The 15,645-nt window shown below is 72.9% G+C and carries 15 protein-coding genes and 1 pseudogene; 7 read left to right on the top strand and 9 right to left on the bottom strand.

The window, feature by feature from the left end:
* Entirely contained in the window at nt 1–489 is a 489-nt protein-coding gene (locus IG86_RS0126490) for a hypothetical protein (protein ID WP_157854893.1), read from the bottom strand.
* Nucleotides 490–582: 93 nt separating this feature from the next.
* Here IG86_RS0126490 and IG86_RS0126495 point away from each other — a divergent pair, with 93 nt between their 5' ends.
* Complete coding sequence (locus IG86_RS0126495) at nt 583–1,014, top strand: GNAT family N-acetyltransferase (protein ID WP_030828970.1); 432 nt, start codon at nt 583–585, stop codon at nt 1,012–1,014.
* 136 nt (nt 1,015–1,150) lie between these two features.
* Here the strand turns inward: IG86_RS0126495 and IG86_RS0126500 are convergent, their stop codons facing one another.
* On the bottom strand, nt 1,151–1,681 hold the full coding sequence (locus IG86_RS0126500; protein ID WP_030828973.1) for an RICIN domain-containing protein: 531 nt from the start codon (nt 1,679–1,681) through the stop codon (nt 1,151–1,153).
* Between the two features lie 294 nt (nt 1,682–1,975).
* Here IG86_RS0126500 and IG86_RS40140 point away from each other — a divergent pair, with 294 nt between their 5' ends.
* Complete coding sequence (locus IG86_RS40140; protein WP_078848202.1) at nt 1,976–2,839, top strand: ricin-type beta-trefoil lectin domain protein; 864 nt, start codon at nt 1,976–1,978, stop codon at nt 2,837–2,839.
* A gap of 96 nt (nt 2,840–2,935) precedes the next feature.
* Here the strand turns inward: IG86_RS40140 and IG86_RS0126510 are convergent, their stop codons facing one another.
* From IG86_RS0126510 to IG86_RS0126520, 3 genes are all read right to left on the bottom strand, one after another.
* A complete protein-coding gene (locus IG86_RS0126510) occupies nt 2,936–3,907 on the bottom strand; it encodes a DUF4185 domain-containing protein (protein ID WP_234316105.1) in 972 nt (323 codons plus the stop codon).
* A gap of 174 nt (nt 3,908–4,081) precedes the next feature.
* Nucleotides 4,082–5,074 carry an alpha/beta hydrolase family protein gene (locus tag IG86_RS0126515; RefSeq protein WP_030828982.1) on the bottom strand — a complete coding sequence of 331 codons (993 nt, stop codon included), beginning with the start codon at nt 5,072–5,074 and terminating at the stop codon, nt 4,082–4,084.
* Nucleotides 5,071–5,991 (bottom strand): zinc-binding dehydrogenase, encoded by a 921-nt coding sequence (locus IG86_RS0126520; RefSeq protein ID WP_030828985.1) that lies wholly within the window; start codon nt 5,989–5,991, stop codon nt 5,071–5,073. The genes IG86_RS0126515 and IG86_RS0126520 overlap by 4 nt, the downstream gene beginning before the upstream one ends.
* Nucleotides 5,992–6,080: 89 nt before the next feature.
* On the opposite strand from IG86_RS0126520, the gene IG86_RS0126525 reads away from it, so the two are divergent.
* The 4 genes from IG86_RS0126525 to IG86_RS41500 all read left to right on the top strand — a co-directional run bounded on the left by IG86_RS0126525 (nt 6,081) and on the right by IG86_RS41500 (nt 9,509).
* The gene (locus tag IG86_RS0126525) at nt 6,081–7,022 is read left to right on the top strand and encodes a LysR family transcriptional regulator (protein WP_030828988.1); all 942 of its coding nucleotides are present in this window, start codon (nt 6,081–6,083) and stop codon (nt 7,020–7,022) included.
* A 51-nt stretch (nt 7,023–7,073) separates the two neighbouring features.
* On the top strand, nt 7,074–8,276 hold the full coding sequence (locus IG86_RS0126530) for a S41 family peptidase (RefSeq protein WP_078906043.1): 1,203 nt from the start codon (nt 7,074–7,076) through the stop codon (nt 8,274–8,276).
* Nucleotides 8,277–8,459: 183 nt separating this feature from the next.
* Nucleotides 8,460–8,963, top strand: coding sequence for a zinc ribbon domain-containing protein (locus IG86_RS43135; protein WP_157854895.1), 504 nt, complete (start codon nt 8,460–8,462; stop codon nt 8,961–8,963).
* A gap of 138 nt (nt 8,964–9,101) precedes the next feature.
* Complete coding sequence (locus IG86_RS41500) at nt 9,102–9,509, top strand: PPOX class F420-dependent oxidoreductase (RefSeq protein ID WP_053677969.1); 408 nt, start codon at nt 9,102–9,104, stop codon at nt 9,507–9,509.
* 1,143 nt (nt 9,510–10,652) lie between these two features.
* On the opposite strand, the pseudogene IG86_RS45545 reads toward IG86_RS41500, so the two are convergent.
* The 4 genes and pseudogenes from IG86_RS45545 to IG86_RS0126555 all read right to left on the bottom strand — a co-directional run.
* A pseudogene (locus IG86_RS45545) lies at nt 10,653–10,982 on the bottom strand (eCIS core domain-containing protein); the annotation flags it as partial.
* Nucleotides 10,983–11,356: 374 nt separating this feature from the next.
* Complete coding sequence (locus tag IG86_RS0126545) at nt 11,357–12,436, bottom strand: sensor histidine kinase (protein ID WP_030900188.1); 1,080 nt, start codon at nt 12,434–12,436, stop codon at nt 11,357–11,359.
* A complete protein-coding gene (locus tag IG86_RS0126550; protein ID WP_030829003.1) occupies nt 12,429–13,130 on the bottom strand; it encodes a response regulator transcription factor in 702 nt (233 codons plus the stop codon). The genes IG86_RS0126545 and IG86_RS0126550 overlap by 8 nt, the downstream gene beginning before the upstream one ends.
* A 76-nt stretch (nt 13,131–13,206) precedes the next feature.
* Nucleotides 13,207–13,941, bottom strand: a complete 735-nt coding sequence (locus IG86_RS0126555; protein WP_030900192.1) for a VanZ family protein — start codon at nt 13,939–13,941, stop codon at nt 13,207–13,209.
* A gap of 126 nt (nt 13,942–14,067) precedes the next feature.
* On the opposite strand from IG86_RS0126555, the gene IG86_RS0126560 reads away from it, so the two are divergent.
* Nucleotides 14,068–15,576 (top strand): hypothetical protein, encoded by a 1,509-nt coding sequence (locus IG86_RS0126560; RefSeq protein ID WP_037943081.1) that lies wholly within the window; start codon nt 14,068–14,070, stop codon nt 15,574–15,576.
* Nucleotides 15,577–15,645: the final 69 nt, after the last annotated feature.

The following is a 15,645-nucleotide window of genomic DNA, read 5'->3' on the forward strand; positions in this document are numbered from 1 at the left end:
TCAGACCTCCGCAGTCGCCACCACGCGCGCGTCGTCGACGTACAGGCACGACGCACCGTCCTCGGGGCACCACAGGCCGACCGTGATACCCCGCACCGCCCCGTCCGCCGCGAGAGCGAGAGCGACCGCGACGTGGAACACGTCGTGCCCGGCGGGGCAGCGGGGCAGGTCCGAGGCTTCGAAACCCGGGCCCGGCGAGGCGGGCGGCAGCGGAACCCCGGACGGCTCGAGCCTCCACGGGTAGGCGGCGGGGTGCACCTCCCCGTCCGTGATGCCCAGCGGTAGGCAGCAACCCACGCAGAAGCACTCGCCCTTGGCGGCCTCGAACTCTTCCTCCTCGGCGCCGCACATCACACACCGGGCGATCCGCGCCTCGACGCGCCCGCCCGGCTCCGTACGGACGGCACCGCGCACCCCGCGCAGGAAGTCCTCGGGCCCGGGGGAGGGCTCTCGGTCCGCTGCGCACGTCCACACAGGTGCATGATCCATGGTGTGGATCCTCGCACGCACCGGCGTTCCATGATCACGCGGCGGGGCGAAAACCAGCGGTGGGGGAGTGATCGGAACTGCTTGGATGCAGCCATGAGCACTCTCCTTCCCGATGAGTACGAGATATCCGCCGACTCCGCACGGATCGACAACGCGCTGGTCCACCAGTGGCTGTCGCAGGACGCCTACTGGGCCCGCGACCGGTCCCGTGAGAAGCAGGACCGGGCCATCGCCGGCTCCCTCAACTTCGGCGTCTACGAACGGGCTTCCGGTGCGCAGGTCGGCTATGCCCGCGTGGTCACCGACCACGCCGACTTCGCCTGGCTCTGCGACGTGTACATCTCCCCCCACGCGCGCGGCAAGGGGATCGGCACCGCGCTGGTGACCGCTGTGCGCGATCACCTCGCCCCGTACAACCTGCGGCGCGTCCTGCTGGCCACCGCGGACGCGCACGCGATCTACGCCAAGATCGGCTTCGCCCCGCTGGAGGCGCCCGAGCGGTGGATGGCACTCGGCAGCCAGTGACCACCCCGCCCTGGCCCCGGCCCCGGCCCCGGCGGCGTTGGAACGGCCGGAGCGGAGCGGGAGGCCGTGGCCTTCGCGCTCCACTCCGGTTCAGGGGGCGGCCGGGGCCGCCGGGGCGGTCAGAGCCGGGGCGCCGTCAGCGCCAGGTCTGCTGGGGGCTGCCGTTGCAGGTCCACAGCTGGACCTTGCCGCCGTTGTGGTTCTGGTTGGTGTCGTGGTCCAGGCACTTGCCGTTGTACCTCAGGCGGATCGTGTTGTTCTCCCGGTACCAGGTCTGCTGCGGCTGCCCGTTGCAGCTCCACAGCTGGACCTTGCCGCCGTTGTCGTTGATGGTGTTCGTGTCGGCGTCCAGGCACTTGTTGTTGTTGAAGTCGACCCTCAGGGCCCCTGACGGTTCGAGGATCCAGCGCTGGTTGGCGGCGAAGTTGCAGTCCCACACCTGCGCCTTCGCCGGGTTGTTGTTGATGGTGTTGGTGTCGGCGTCCAGGCACCGGTTGCTGAGCTGGACCTGGTAGGCCACCCCGGCGGCCGCCGCGCCCGCGGCCGCCGTTCCGGTGCGGGTTCCGGCCTCCGCGGCGCCCGCGGCTCCTTCGGCCGTGGCCAGCGGGAGGAGCATGAGCGCCAGGCCGGCCGACAGGTTCCGGGCCGTACGGGTGTCGAAGCGCATCGCTGATGGACCTTTCGCTTGTGGGGAGGGAACGGGTCGGCGGCGGGCACACCTGTGCCGCACGGAGGGGGGGGAGGGATGCCGCGTGCTTCACCTCAAGGGGTGAAGCGCCGACTGGATGCTCCAAGTTTGTGGCGGTCCGTCAGGGTGTCGCAACGTTGTCCCGGTTGCTTCACCTATATCGGGATCCCTACCCTCCTGACCTGCGGGGACGGGCGTATCCCGGGACAGGGCGCGCCCTCCGGGACACCTCGGCCCCCGCCTCGGCGACCTTCCACTGGGAAGAAGGCACGGATGAGTCATGCTGACGGCGTCGACCGGCACACCACGGCCGCCCGGCGGCTGGGCGACGCGTTGCGAGCGCTGCAGCAGCGGTCCGGAATGACGTTGCGGGACCTGGAGCAGCGGGCGCTGATCAGCGATTCCTCCCTCTCCCGCTACTTCCGCGGGTCGACGGTGCCGCCGTGGAGCGTCGTACGGGAGATCTGCCGGGCCATGGACACCGACCCGGCCGGCTACCGTGCGCTCTGGGAAGCCGCCGACCGGACGCAGAGCCGTGCGCCGACCGGTGCGGACGCCGGGGCGGGACCGGCCCCGGACCCCTCCGTGCCCGTGCCCGCGCCCGCACGCGTCCCTTCCCCTTCCCCCTCGCCGGAGGCGGAACGGGCGTCCCCGGGCCGAGGTCTGCCCGACCCCCTCCGGGCCGCCGGCGGACGCTGGCGGTGGACGGCGGCCGGGCTGCTGGCCGGCCTGGCCGTGGGCGTCGCCGGCACCGTGCTGCTGGGCGGGTCGCCGGCGCCCGGTGCGGCCCGCGTGTTCCGGAACAAGGCCACCGAGACCTGCCTGGACGACAGCGTCGAGGGGCTGCGGAGCTGGCCCTGCAACGGACTCCACTACCAGGAATGGGAGTTCCGCCCGCACGGCTCCGGCCCCGGCGACCTGCGCAACCGGGCGACCGGAGCCTGCCTGGACAACAGCGGGGCCGCTCCCCGGGCCCGTTCGTGCGACGGCTCCACGCATCAGGAATGGACGGTCACCGGCCGGGAGGACGGCACGGTACAGCTCCGCAACCTGGCGGCCGGAACCTGCCTGGCGGCGGGCCCCGCGTCCCTGACGGCCCGCACCTGCGACGGCTCCGATCCGCAGCGCTGGACCTGACCCCCACCCGGCTGCCCACTCCGGCGCCGCCCGCCGCCCGCCGCCCGCCGCCCGCCGCCGCCCGCCCACCGTCCACCGCGCGCCGCCCGGCGGCCGTCAGCGCGGCTCCAGACCCCGGACCCGGAACTGCATCACCCGGTACGGCCAGCCGGTCTCGGTCCCGGACCGCCACTGGCTGACCGTCAGGTGCAGGTCGTCGAGGCGTGAGCCGGGGACGACGTAGCCGCCGTAGGGTTGGGCGACGTACGGGCCGGCCTCCTGCCCCCAGGCCGTGCCGTGGATCAGCGTCCGCCGGTACGCCCTGCCGAGGTCCGCGGTGGGCCGGTCCAGGACGAAGGCCTCGATACGGACTTCGCCGGCGTTGAAGCAGACCAGGAGCCACCGTCCGTCCAGCCGCCGCAGGCACAGCTCTCCGAAGCCGCCCTCCAGAACCGGGGTGGGTGCGTTCCCCCAGCCCCACGATCCCTCCCGGTACCCCCACGGTTCGTACGCGGTGGGATCGGCGATGGCCCCGGCCCGTACCCGGTGCAGCAGGAGCGGACCGTTGCGGCCGTATCCGGTCGAGTACGCGTAGACGTAGCCGTCTTCCCCGAGTGCCCAGGTCAGCAGCTGGAACAGGCCGCCATGGGCGTTCCCCGGGAACCGGGCTCCGGTGTGCCGCCAGGTCGAGCCCGAGTCCTCCGACCGCCAGATCTCGCTCCACAGCACACTGCCCCACCCCCGGTGCACGCTGACGTGCAGGAACAGGCTGCCCCCGAGGAGGATGACGTCGGAGGGGAGTTGGGTGCTGAAGAGGGGGTTGTCGTGCTCGTACGCCCACAGCTGGTGTGCGTACCGTCCGCCGACCGCCCCGCTCCAGGTGATCCCCTCTTCGAGGCGGGCCGTGGTCGAGTGGAGGCCGACCGGGGAGCGCCACCAGCCGCCCCCCACCCGGGCCTCCTCGAAGGTGTCGCCGAACACGAACAGCATGCGGCCGTCGGGCGTCCGGACCGGGATGCCGAGGTCCGTGGCCTCCATCCGGAACCGCGTCGTGATGCCGGGGCCCGTCAGGTCACGGACCTTCACCACCCGCAGCCCCCCGGACTCGCCCGCCCCGCCGGGGTCCCCGCCGACCGCGCCGCCGACGCGGCCCGCCCCGAGGGCAGCCGCGGCGCCCGCTCTCAGAAACGTCGACCGGCACAGTCCCGGTCCCGGCCCCCGTCCACCTGTCACGCTCCCACAACCGCACCGGCGGCCCGGGCGTTACGCCTGCACACCGCTCAGGGCGAGCGTGAAGTGGTCGGCGAGGGGCGCCAGCCAGTCGGCCCGTGCGTTGCCGAGGAGGTGATCGCCGTGCGGGACGGACAGGTAGGTGCCGTTCCGGGCCAGACGGGCCAGCGGTTCCGCCTTGGTGACGCCGGGGATGACGTCCTGGCCTCCGTCCACGACCAGGAGCGGGGCCTCGATGCGCGACGCCAGGGCGGCGAGGTCCACGTGGCGGGCGAAATCGCGGGCGGCGCGCGCCCCTCCGGCACGCTGGGCCATGATGTCCCGTACCGGCGGGGGAAGTTCCTCCCAGTCGAGGCGGAAGGGACCGCTGACGGTGGCGACCGCCGCCACGCGCGGCTCCAGCGCGGCGGTCCGGGCCGCGAAGTAGCCGCCCAGGCTGAGGCCGACGAGTCCGATGCGTGCGACACCGAGCGCATCGACGACCCGGCTCACGACCTGCTCGTAGTCCGGCCTGAAGACGGTCGTGGCGGCGAGGACGCCCTGCCCGGGGCCGTCCATCGCGAACACCGCGAGACCCCTGGCCAGCAGAGCGGACGCCAGGTCGAGGAACTCCTCCTTCGCCGAGTCCAGACCGGGAACGACGACCACGGTGGCGACGGCGTCGGCGGGGCCTCGCAGCCAGCCGGTGAATCCCTCCCCGCTCACCCGCCGCGCCCCCGGTTCCAGCGCGGCGAGTGCCCGGCCCAGGGCGTGGTCCGCCTCGACGGCGGCGCGGTGTGCCTGCGCGTACGGCGCGAGCGTGGCGACGTGGAACCAGCGGGCCGCCATCATCAGGTGTCCGCCCGCCGAGACGGACGACGCCGCCCTCTGCGCACGCCGGAGGTGGGCGTGCCCGGTGTCCAGGAAGGCCGGCCCCCAGTCGGAGAGGGATGCGAGGCCGTCGGTGACGCGCCGGTACTCGTGCGGGTCGAGGCCCGCGCCGACCGCGCGCGCGTACTGGGCGGCGGCGAACTCGGGGACGCTCATCGTGTTCCTCCCGTCAGCAGGACGGCCTTGCCGCGTACGCGGCGCTCCCGCAGGTCGACCAGCGTGTCGGCGGTCCCGGCCCAGCCGGTGACCGAGCCGATCTCCGGATGCAGCCGCCCCCGCTCCACGAGGCGTACCAGCGACGCGAGATCGGGGCCGTACGGGGCGCCGGCGTAGTGGAAGTGCCGGATCGTAACGCGCTCGGGCCCGCCGAGGAGTTCGAAGAAGTCCAGGGTGCCCGGGGTGCGGCTCGCCTGGCCGAACCACACGAGCGTTCCTCCCGGCCGGACCTTCGAGAGCGCCAGGGGCAGGTCCGGCCCGCCCGTGGACTCCAGCACGACGTCGAACGGCCCTTCGGCCGCCGCGACCCCGTGCACCACGTGCGCGCCCAGCTCCACGAGCCGCTCGCCCCGCTCGGGCGTGGCCGTCACCGCGGTCAGTTCGGCACCGGCACCGACGGCCAGCTCGGTGACGTAGTGACCGACCCCGCCCGAAGCACCGGTCAGCAGGACCCGCAGACCGGCCACGGGACCGGCCGTCCGCAACAGACGCAGCGCGGTGATCCCGGCCAGCGGCAGGGCCGCCGCCCGTACGCTGTCGATGCCGTCCGGGAGCACCGCGAGCGAGTGCGTGGGAACTGCGGCGTACTCGGCCCAGCCGCCCTGCGCCGGATGCCCGACCACACGGGCGCCGATGCCGGGACCCGAGCCGTCCGCCGCGGCCTGTACGACGAGTCCCGCGACGTCCTTGCCGGGCAGCCACCCCGGCCGGGGGTCTTCGAGGAGGAACGTCTCGCCCCGGTTGGGGGCGAACGCCTCGACCTTGACCAGGACCTCATCGGGCTCCGGGACGGGCTGGGGGACCTCGGCGAAAGCGACCGGACGCTCCGCCTCCCCTGTGGGAATCAGTCTTCGCATGCCGAGAATTGAACGCCCGCGGCCATCGCGCGATCCAACAACGAACGAGCACGGCCGACAACTGACGGTTGTCGCCTAGGGTGGAAGCCGTGGATCTTGACGTGGCGCAGGTGCGTGCCTTCGTGCACGCCGCCGAAGAACTGCACTTCGGCCGGGCGGCGGGGATGCTCGCCATCACCCAACAGGGGCTGTCCAAACGGATCTCGCGACTCGAATCCCTGCTCGGGACCCGGCTGTTCCAGCGTGACGGCAACGGGGTGCGCCTCACCGAGGCCGGACGGCGTTTCCTCCCACCCGCCCGGCAGACCGTGACCGCCGCCGACGCCGCGGTCACCGCCGCGATCGGGACGGACCGTCCGCTGCACGTGGACGTCTGGGGACACCTCTACGCCCCGATGCGGACCCTGGCCCAGGTCGCGGGAGGGGCCGGCGAGCTGGTGCTGGGGCACGGGCGCGATCTTCCGTCGGTCACCGAAGCACTGCTGCACGGCGACATCGACGCGGCCTTCGGGCGGGTCCACCCGCCGCTGCGCACCGGACTGGTCCACCGTCTCGTCCGCCTCGAACCGGTGGACGCGGTACTGAGCGCGGACCACCCCCTCGCGACCGAGGCGGAGCTGCGGCCCGACCAACTGCGCGGCAGCGTGATGTGGGCACCCGGTGCGCTGGAGCGGCTCGACTTCCTCCACCAGTTCGCCGAGCGGTTCGACATCCGGAACAGGGCCGCGAGCGTCAATCTGGGCCTCGCCCACTTCCTCGCCGAGGTGGCGCAGGATCCGCACCGCTTCTCGCTGCTGCCCGCCGACGTGCCCCTGCCGGAGGTCACCGGGCTGCGCTCCGTCCCCCTGGTCAATCCCACGCCGCTGTACGCCTGGTCACTGCTGTGGCGCACCGGCGACGCACACCCGGGCCTGGACCGCCTCACCGCGGCCTGCGCGGGAGAGGCGCGGCGAAGGCGCTGGCTGGAGTACGACCCGACGCGCGACTGGCTGCCGGACCCGCCCGCGAACGCGCGGGGCGACAACGGCTGACGGCGTGCCCGCGCACCCTCCGGTTGCCGGGGTGTCCGCCCGAGCGTGACGATGAAGTGGGCGGCCCCTGCTCTTGACGAGGAGGACCTCGTGACCACCGGCGGGCGAAGGCGTGTGGTGCTGCTGTCGGTCTCAGTGGCGCTGACGGTCGGACTGGCGACGGCCGCGGGCGGCACCTCGACCGCCGCGGGTCTCGGCCACGGGGGTGTTGGCGTCCGGCCGGCCGATGCGGTGGCCGTCGGCCCGTCACCACAGCCCAGCGCGGACATGTCGGCAGCGGCGGAGCTGTACCTGACCCATGTCCTGGACCTGCTCCAGAGCAAGTCGATCGACAAGAAGAAGGTCGACTGGCCGCAGGTGCGGCGCCAGGCGTTCGCCGAAGCAGACGGGGCCAGGACCACCGCCGACACCTACGACGCGATCGACCTCGCCGTCAAGGCCGTCGACAATCCCCACACCTTCTTCCTGAGGCCGGACCGGGCCGGGGCGCTCGTGCCGTCCCCCGAAGTACCCGGCACCGGGGCACCGCCGCAGGTACCCAGCGGCCGCCTCCTCGGACAGCGGATCGGGTACGTGTCGCTCCCGGCCACCGAGAAGATCCCGGGCTATGCGCGGGCCGGCGCCCGGGCCGTCCGCACGGTCGACGCCTCCGGGCCGTGCGGATGGATCGTCGACCTGCGTGGGGACAGCGGGGGAGCCGTCTGGCCCAAGCTCGACGTCCTGGCGCCCTTGCTGGGTGACGGCCGCCTCGGCGGCTTCGTGGACGCGGACGGCAACGAGGCCGCGTGGGCGCTGGACAAGGGGCAGCTGTCCGTCGACGGCGAGGTCATCCCCAAAGACCTCCCCCCGAGCATCGAAACGGGCGAGTCCGGCATCGACGACTACGTGACGCACAACGCGTACGTGCTGAAACGGCCCCGGCCGCCGGTCGCGGTCCTCACCGGACCCGAGACGGCGAGTGCCGGCGAAGCGGCCCTGATCGCCTTCCGCGGCCGGCCGGAGAGCCGCAGCTTCGGACTGCCCACCGCCGGGCTGGCGACGGGGAACGCGTCCTACCCGCTCAACGACGGCGCGCTCCTGCTCGTCACCGAAGCGGCCGATGTGGACCGAACCGGCCGGCGGTACGCCAACACCCCCATCGCCCCCGACGTCCGCGTGGCCTTCACCGACCGCGACATGGCCCGCGGCACGGGCGATCCGGCCGTCGCCGCCGCCCGGAAGTGGCTGGAGTCCCGGCCCGCCTGCCATCAGTGACGGTGTCAGGAAGCGGGGATCGGGCGTGAGGGGGGAGCAGGGCGCATCGCACACGGAGGCCGGGGGAGCAGGGCCCGGACGCACACGGAGGCGGACAGTCACGGGCCGCGAATGTTGTCGGTCTGCCCGTTCGCCATCAGTGGGAGATCATGATGGTGTGGTGCAGTGAGGTTCGGCTCGGGTGTGAAGGACAGGCAAGCTGTGCGGGAGGCGGAGTTCGTAACGGTCGCGGGGCTGGTCGCGGCGGTTGCACAGGGGGAGAGCGGCGCGCTGTGGCGGCTGGAGGGCGCTGACCGTCAGCTGGACGCGAACCTGGTGCGCCACCTGCCCGGGACCGGCGGGGCGGCCTACACCGAGGACGAGGTCGACGTGATGTTGGTCGTCGTCGCGGGCGGCGGGACCCTCACCCTGGACGGCACCAAGTCCCGGCTGACCCCCGGGTTCATCGGACTGCTGCCGCGGGGCACCTCCCGGGCACTGCTGGCCGGCCCCGAGGGCCTGCTCGTCCTGACCGCGCACCACAGGCGCCGCGGCATGAGCATCGGACGGAGCACCCCCGCCGTCGCCCCCGAGCCGTGCGCGCTCCACCTGGTGTGCGCCCGCTGCCACCGCCACGCGATCGAGGCGGACGCCCGCTACTGCACCGGCTGCGGCACGGCCCTGACGGACCGCCCCGCGTCCCGGTAGGCACCCGTCGGCCATCGGACGCCGTGAGCCGCGTTGTCACGTTGAGTGGCGTCCCCGGGGGCTATGGTGACACAGGGTCAGAAGTTGTCGGCTTCCGTGCCGTGGGTGCGGGACGCCCTTCAGGAAAGGCTTGCGCCCGTGTCTGCTGCACTCTCCGATGATCTGAAGCGTCTCATCGACGATTCCCCCGTCTTCGCGACGGTGGCGACGATCCAGCCCGACGGCAGCCCGCAACTGTCCGTGACCTGGCTCCTGCGTGACGGAGACCAACTGCTCATCTCCACGACCGAGGGGCGCAGGAAGGAACAGAACCTGCGCCGTGACCCCCGTATCACCGTGATGATCAACCCGCACGACGCGCCGTACACGTACGCCGAGGTGCGCGGCACCGCCGAGCTGACCACGGAGGGCGGTCAGGAGCTGATCAACGAACTCTCGCGCAAGTACACGGGCAAGGACTACCGGGACTTCAACCCCGCCTCCGTCGACGACGCCCCGCGCGTCGTGGTCCGGGTGGTTCCGCGCAAGGTCGTCGGCTCGATCTAGGTCGTGTCCGCGAAGTCCCGCCTGCGCGGCGGGGTCCGGCACGCGCGCTTGCCGCGTTGTCGTCGGTCGCCGATGCTCCGCATCGGCTCCCTCCTGCTCCTGCTGGGGAGCGGCCGAGGGCAGTTCCTGCCCGGACCTGTTCTTCACGAGTTCGACGTTCTCGACGAACAACTGGAAGAGCAGCTGGCTCGCACCGAGCTCCCGGCCGTTCTTGCCGTTGTTCCCCTGCGCGATGCCCAGGCTGTACGGCTCCTTGTCCTCGGCCTTGACGCCGATGTAGCCGGGCAGGGTGCCCTCGTTCGGGTTCGCGTTCTTGTAGTCCCCGCCGCGTTCGTTCGCCTTGCGGATGTAGTCGTTCTTGTAGCCCGGTCCGAGGGCCATGTGGGTCTGGTCGAAGAGGAGTTCGTGGGCCCCGGGCTTCAGCGTGAACTTCAGCTGGACGGCGTAGGGGGCGCCCTGGGTCTCGTAGTAGCCGTCGGCCTGGCCCTGGTCGCCGAGATGGGCCCCGATGGTCATGCCGGTGTAGCCCTTCTCCCTGAACTCCTTCGCCGAGCCGGTGCCCGAGGCCACGTACGCCAGCATCTCGTCGCGTGCGGCTGCGTCGCCCCAGTAGGCGAGAGCGCTCTCGGCCTCCTCGAAACTCATGGACCGGTACAGCTCCATCCGCCCGGCGTCCTCTCCCTTGCGCGACAGTTCGTCCAGGAGCTGGGGGCCGACGATCTTGATGACCTCGTCGATCGTGCGCGCCGGCTTACTGGCCTTGAACTTCTTCGCGGCCTTCTTGGAATCGGCCATGTGCGTGGCCCTGGCCTTGGCGTTGCTGCTGCTGGCACCGCCCAGCCCCGCCTTGTCCCGCCAGTGCTCCTCCGTCAGCAGGTCCTGCGGGTTCGCGACGCGCTGCACCGCGGCGGCGGAACCGGACGCGGCCGAGGGCGCCGGGGACGCCGCCTGGCGCTGCACGTCCGCGGCGGCGCGGTGGCCGGGCGCCATGACCCGGCTGGCGTTCGCCTCCGCCTCCCGCTCGTACCGGTCCGACGGGTCGGAGACCTTGAGCCCCGCGCCGTTGTCGGTGCCCGCGACCGGTCCCTGGCGCTGCTGGATGACGTGGGTGAGTTCGTGGGCGAGGGTGTGCTTGTCGCCGCCGCCGGCGCCTATGACGACATGGCTGCCCGAGGTGTAGGCCCGGGCCCCGACTTCCGCGGCGGATGCCTTGGCGGCGCCGTTGTCATGGATGCGGACGTCGGAGAAGTCCGCTCCGAGCCGGGCCTCCATGTCGGTGCGGGTGGCGGTGTCCATGGGGCGCCCGGGGGCGCGCAGGACGTCGTGCACGGCGGACCGCTGCACCGCGTGCTGTCCGGGCCGGTCGTGCCCGCATCCGTCGGCGTGCTGGTGCTGATCCTGGTCCCCGAGCCGGCCGGCCCGACGGAGCATCTGTACGACCGCGGCGTTGCCCGCACCGGCCTGCAGCCCCATCAGCCCCACCGGCGGTGCGGCCGCCTGCTGCGGAGCCGCGGACTGGCGGGAGGACTGCAGTAGCTGGTCGTCGGTCTTCCGCGTCGAGCGGGGCTGCCTGGGACTCACGCGATCGCCTTTTCGGTTCGTCGGGGAAGCCGCCTCGGACGGCTTCCGGCCACATCCCCATGGGCGGTCACACCCGTCGTGACCAGGGGGTCTGACGCATTATCGGCCAACTCGCGGACGTGAGGCCAATGTTCGCCGCCTTGCGCCGGCACTCTGCCCGGACGCACATCGAGCCGTGCAACCGAGGTGCCCCTTGAGGCAGACCCGCCGGCTCCCGACCGCGCGGGCGGCCCCCGTGGTGAGGCCGGGATGCCCCGGGGCGAGGTCTACGGCGCGGCCGGCAGGCGGACCGTGACGACGAGGCCGCCGGTGGGGCGGGGGGACAGGCCGAGGGTTCCGTCGTGGGCGCGGACGACGCTGTGCACGATGGCCAGACCGAGGCCGACGCCGGCGTGCTCGTCGGTGCGTACCCGTTCCGTTCCGCGATGGAACGGTTCGGTGAGGGTGGGCAGCAGATCCGGCGGGAGCGGGCGGCCCGTGTTCTCGACCCGCAGGACGCTCGTGTCGCCGTACGCCCCGGTGTGGACGGTCACGGTGCCGTCGGCCGGGAGGTTGTGGACGATGGCGTTCTGGACGAGGTTCGTCACCATCCGCAGAAGGAGTTCCGCGGAGCCGCGGGTCACGGCCGTGCCGCCGGTGACGTCGAGGGTGATCCGGCGCTGTTCGGCGAGCGGGAGCAGTGTCTCGGCGGCTTCCTCGGCGAGGAGGGAGAGGTCGACGCTCTCGCGGGTGAAGGTGCCTCGCTCGCCGCGGCTGAGCAGGAGGAGGGCCTCCGTGAGGTCGATCGCCCGTGTGTTCACCGTGTGCAGGCGTTCGATGATCGCTGCCCGGTCCTGCGCGGGGTCCTGGCGGGCGAGGTCGAGGAGCGCCCGCGAGATCGCCAACGGGGTGCGCAGCTCGTGCGAGGCGTTCGCCGCGAACCGCTGCTGCTCGGCGACGTGGGACTCGAGCTGTTCGAGCATCGAGTCGAACGCGTCCGACAGTTCGCGGAACTCGTCCTGACGGCCCTCCATGCGGATCCGGTGGGACAACGACCCCTTCCCGGCCGTCCGCGCCGCCTCCGTGATCCGGGTGAGCGGCGCCAGCATACGGCCGGCCAGGAGCCATCCCCCCACCAGGCCGAACACGAGCAGGAAGGCCATCGCCACGGCCGCGGCGGGCGCGAAGGTGTGCACCAGGAGGTAGCGGTTGGGTGAGATCCCGAGCAGGCCCTGGGAATTGTCGGGCACGTACCGCAGCAGGAACGCCCACACCACCGCCAGCAGGAGAGCGCCGGCGACGAAGAGGAACCCGGCGTAGCTGAGGGCGAGTTTCATACGGGCGCTGAGCCCCGGGCGTCTACGCATCCGTGGCGCCGGGGGCAGGGGAGGTGGGGTCCGTACGCGTGTCGATCCGGTATCCGACGCCGGGCACCGTGGCGATGAGCCAGGGTTCGCCGAGCCGTTTGCGCAGAGCGGAGACGGTGATGCGCACGGCGTTGGTGAGGGGGTCGACGTTCTCGTCCCAGGCCCGTTCGAGCAGCTCTTCCGCGCTCACGACCCCGCCCTCGGCGGCGACGAGGACCTCCAGCACGGCGAACTGCTTGCGGGTGAGGGCGACGTAGCGTCCGTCGCGGAACACCTCCCGGCGGAAGGGGTCGACCCGCAGGCCGGCGAGCTCGCGGACCGGGGGCCGGGCGTACGCGCGCCTGCGGTCGAGCGCCCTCAGCCGCAGGACCAGCTCGCGCAGCTCGAACGGTTTCGTGAGGTAGTCGTCGGCGCCCAGCCCGAAGCCGGACGCCTTGTCGTCGATCCGGTCGGCTGCGGTCAGCATCAGGATCGGGATGCCGCTGCCGGAGGCGACGATGCGACGGGCGACCTCGTCGCCGGACGGGCCGGGGATGTCGCGGTCGAGGACCGCGAGGTCGTAGGAGTTGACGCTGAGCAGTTCCAGGGCCGAGTCGCCGTCACCGGCGATGTCGGCGGCGATCGCTTCCAGCCGCAGACCGTCACGGACGGCCTCGGCCAGGAAGGGCTCGTCCTCCACGATCAAAACGCGCATGTCAGAAGCCTAAGCGGCGCACCGTATCGCCGGCGTATGCGACGACACCGCGCCCACCGGCCGGGTCTTGGGGCACTCACGCCGGAGTGGAGCGGTCCCGGCCCGCGGGCACCGCACGGCGGGGCGGGCCGGCAGTGGCGACGGGCGCGGGGGAGCGGTCCGTGCGCCACCAGCGGCGCGACGCCAGCGCGGCCAGCGCGGCACCGGCGGCGTTGACCAGTACGTCGTCCACGGAGGAGACCCGGTCCAGTCGCAGCACGTACTGCGCGGTCTCCACCAGGACCGAGCAGCCCGCCCCGAGCGCCAGGACCCGCGGCACGGACGCCAGCGCCGCGAACCGCATCGGGGCGAAGAACCCCAGCGACGCGAACACCAGCAGGTTGCCGACGATCCCGAGCGGCCCCATCGTGATCAGGTCCCGCAACGGTACGAGGCTCACCCGTCCGGGAACGACGCCGGCCCCGGCGCCCGGCATCAGGATCATCCACACGAACGGCACCGTCCCGTGCACCATGCCCACCTCGGCCAGCGACATCGGCCACGCCGCCGCGACGCCGGCGGCGCGCCGAGCGCGCGCCAGGAGCCACGCCACCAGGACTGCCGGAGGCAGCATGACCAGCGTCATGAGCACGACACCGTTGAACGTGTCGAAGCAGCCGTGCCACCGCCCGGCCATACACGCCGGAGCGGACATCATGAGCGGCCGACGCAGCACGAACAGGGCGCCGGCCAGGCCGAGGACCGCCAGGCCGAGGAGCACGATCCCGCCCGCACGGCGGGGCGGCGCTGACAGGGGTACGTCGTGGTTCATGCCCCCATTCGACACGCGGGGCGGTTGCCGCGGCGTATGGGATTTCCGATACACCCGCGATACGGGTGCCGGGCCTCCCCTCCCGGCGCCGCCGATCCGGCCCGCGCGGGCTGACATGATGCCCGGATGCCCATCTCGTCCTCTTCCCCCACCGACCTATGGCTGCGCGGCGTCGCGGTCAACACCGGAGCCCCGGCCGACGTGTTGTTGCGACTGCTCGACCCGGCCGCCGGAGACGCCCGGCGGATCCTGTGCGAGGAGCGCTGGGTGCCCGACGAGGTTTTGGACGCGATCGTCGCGCATCCGGACGCCAAGGTGCGTCGCGCGTTTGCCGGCAACCCCCATGTCCCGCCGGCCCACCGCGGCCGTTTGGCCGACGACCCCCACGACCTGGTTCGTGCGACCGTCGCCGGGGGACCCCGCCCGCGCCCGCGTCGGCCGCTACCACTGCCCGACGACGCCGTCGTCACCCTGCTGACCGCTGAGGAACGCGGCGCACCCGAGAGGGTCACGGTCGGCGAGATCGTCAGCGAGCTCATGTCCTCCTGGCAGGTTTCCGCTTCCTTCCGGTACAGGATGCGCCGGCACGAGCACCCCGCCGTGCGGTCCCTCGCCGCGGACGTGTGGGGCCTGCTCACCGCCGAGGAGCAGAAGGGCCTGCTGGCCGACCCCCATCCGGACGTCCGGAGAGCCGCCGACTACCACCTCTGGGCGGGAGACGCCGCCGCCCGGGAGGCGGAGCTCCCGGACCCCGGCCGCGTGCGGTGGCAGATCCTCAACAACTACGCGCTGCCGGATGCCCTCGTCGAGGCGGCCCTGGCCGATCCGGAATCCCGGTGGTGCCTCGCCGGCAACCGGTACACGCCCGCCGAGGCCGTCGCCCGGCTCGCCCGCGACGCGGACCCCGAGGTGCGCGTGCGCGTCGCCGCCCGGGCCGACCTGGACCCGGCGGTGTGGGCCGGACTCGCGGAGGATCCCCATGAGCAGGTGCGCACGCGCGCCCGGGTGCAGCCGCTGCCCCGTACCCCGGACCAATGCCTGGTGGTGGACCACGAGATGGACGAAGGCGCCCACGACTGTGAATGCATGATCATCGAGCTGTACTCGGAGCCGGACCCGGACTGGTACCGGACCTGCGCCGAGTCCGAGGAAGTGGTGCTGCGCCTGGTGGCCGCGACGTGTTCGACGCTGCCCGCCGACCTGGTGGCACGGCTGGCGCAGGACCCGCACGAGGAGGTGCGCCACCGGCTGGCCGTACGGCACCCCCTGGCTCCGGCAGCGACCGTCCTGGAAGCCTTCGTCGCCCGGCCCCGGCAACGCCCCTACCTGCTCATGCAGTCCAGGCTGCCGCGGACCGGCCTGTCCCACCTGCTCGACCACGAGGACCCGGAGGTACGGGCGCTGGCCGCCGCCGATCCGACCCTCGCACAGGCCCCCGTGGAACTGCTGGCGGACCCGGACGACCGTGTCCGCCGCGCCGCGGCGGCCAACCCGCTCTTCGTCGGGGAGGCGCTCGAGGCGCTGCTCCACGACCCGGCCACGGCCGAGGGCGCGGCGGCCAACCCGGGCCTGTCGGCCCCGCGACTGCACGCCCTGCTGGACCGGGCGGCCCTGCCCCGCTGCGGGGCGTCCTGAGCCCGATGAAGCGGAGCGACGGCCCGGCACGGTGCCCCGAACAGCCGCGCGCGTAGGGTGGGTTCGCCG

The sequence above is a fragment of the Streptomyces virginiae genome (assembly GCF_000720455.1).
GTDB classification, from domain to species: Bacteria; Actinomycetota; Actinomycetes; order Streptomycetales; family Streptomycetaceae; genus Streptomyces; species Streptomyces virginiae.

What these genes read in the sequence shown, in the direction of transcription:
- IG86_RS0126560 (WP_037943081.1), top strand. Translation starts at nt 14,068, where the DNA reads ATGCCCATCTCGTCCTCTTCCCCCACCGACCTATGGCTGCGCGGCGTC.
- IG86_RS0126490 (WP_157854893.1), bottom strand. Translation starts at nt 489, where the DNA reads ATGGATCATGCACCTGTGTGGACGTGCGCAGCGGACCGAGAGCCCTCC.
- IG86_RS40140 (WP_078848202.1), top strand. Translation starts at nt 1,976, where the DNA reads ATGAGTCATGCTGACGGCGTCGACCGGCACACCACGGCCGCCCGGCGG.
- IG86_RS0126495 (WP_030828970.1), top strand. Translation starts at nt 583, where the DNA reads ATGAGCACTCTCCTTCCCGATGAGTACGAGATATCCGCCGACTCCGCA.
- IG86_RS0126555 (WP_030900192.1), bottom strand. Translation starts at nt 13,941, where the DNA reads ATGAACCACGACGTACCCCTGTCAGCGCCGCCCCGCCGTGCGGGCGGG.
- IG86_RS0126520 (WP_030828985.1), bottom strand. Translation starts at nt 5,991, where the DNA reads ATGCGAAGACTGATTCCCACAGGGGAGGCGGAGCGTCCGGTCGCTTTC.
- IG86_RS0126530 (WP_078906043.1), top strand. Translation starts at nt 7,074, where the DNA reads ATGAAGTGGGCGGCCCCTGCTCTTGACGAGGAGGACCTCGTGACCACC.
- IG86_RS0126500 (WP_030828973.1), bottom strand. Translation starts at nt 1,681, where the DNA reads ATGCGCTTCGACACCCGTACGGCCCGGAACCTGTCGGCCGGCCTGGCG.
- IG86_RS0126515 (WP_030828982.1), bottom strand. Translation starts at nt 5,074, where the DNA reads ATGAGCGTCCCCGAGTTCGCCGCCGCCCAGTACGCGCGCGCGGTCGGC.
- IG86_RS0126545 (WP_030900188.1), bottom strand. Translation starts at nt 12,436, where the DNA reads ATGCGTAGACGCCCGGGGCTCAGCGCCCGTATGAAACTCGCCCTCAGC.
- IG86_RS0126550 (WP_030829003.1), bottom strand. Translation starts at nt 13,130, where the DNA reads ATGCGCGTTTTGATCGTGGAGGACGAGCCCTTCCTGGCCGAGGCCGTC.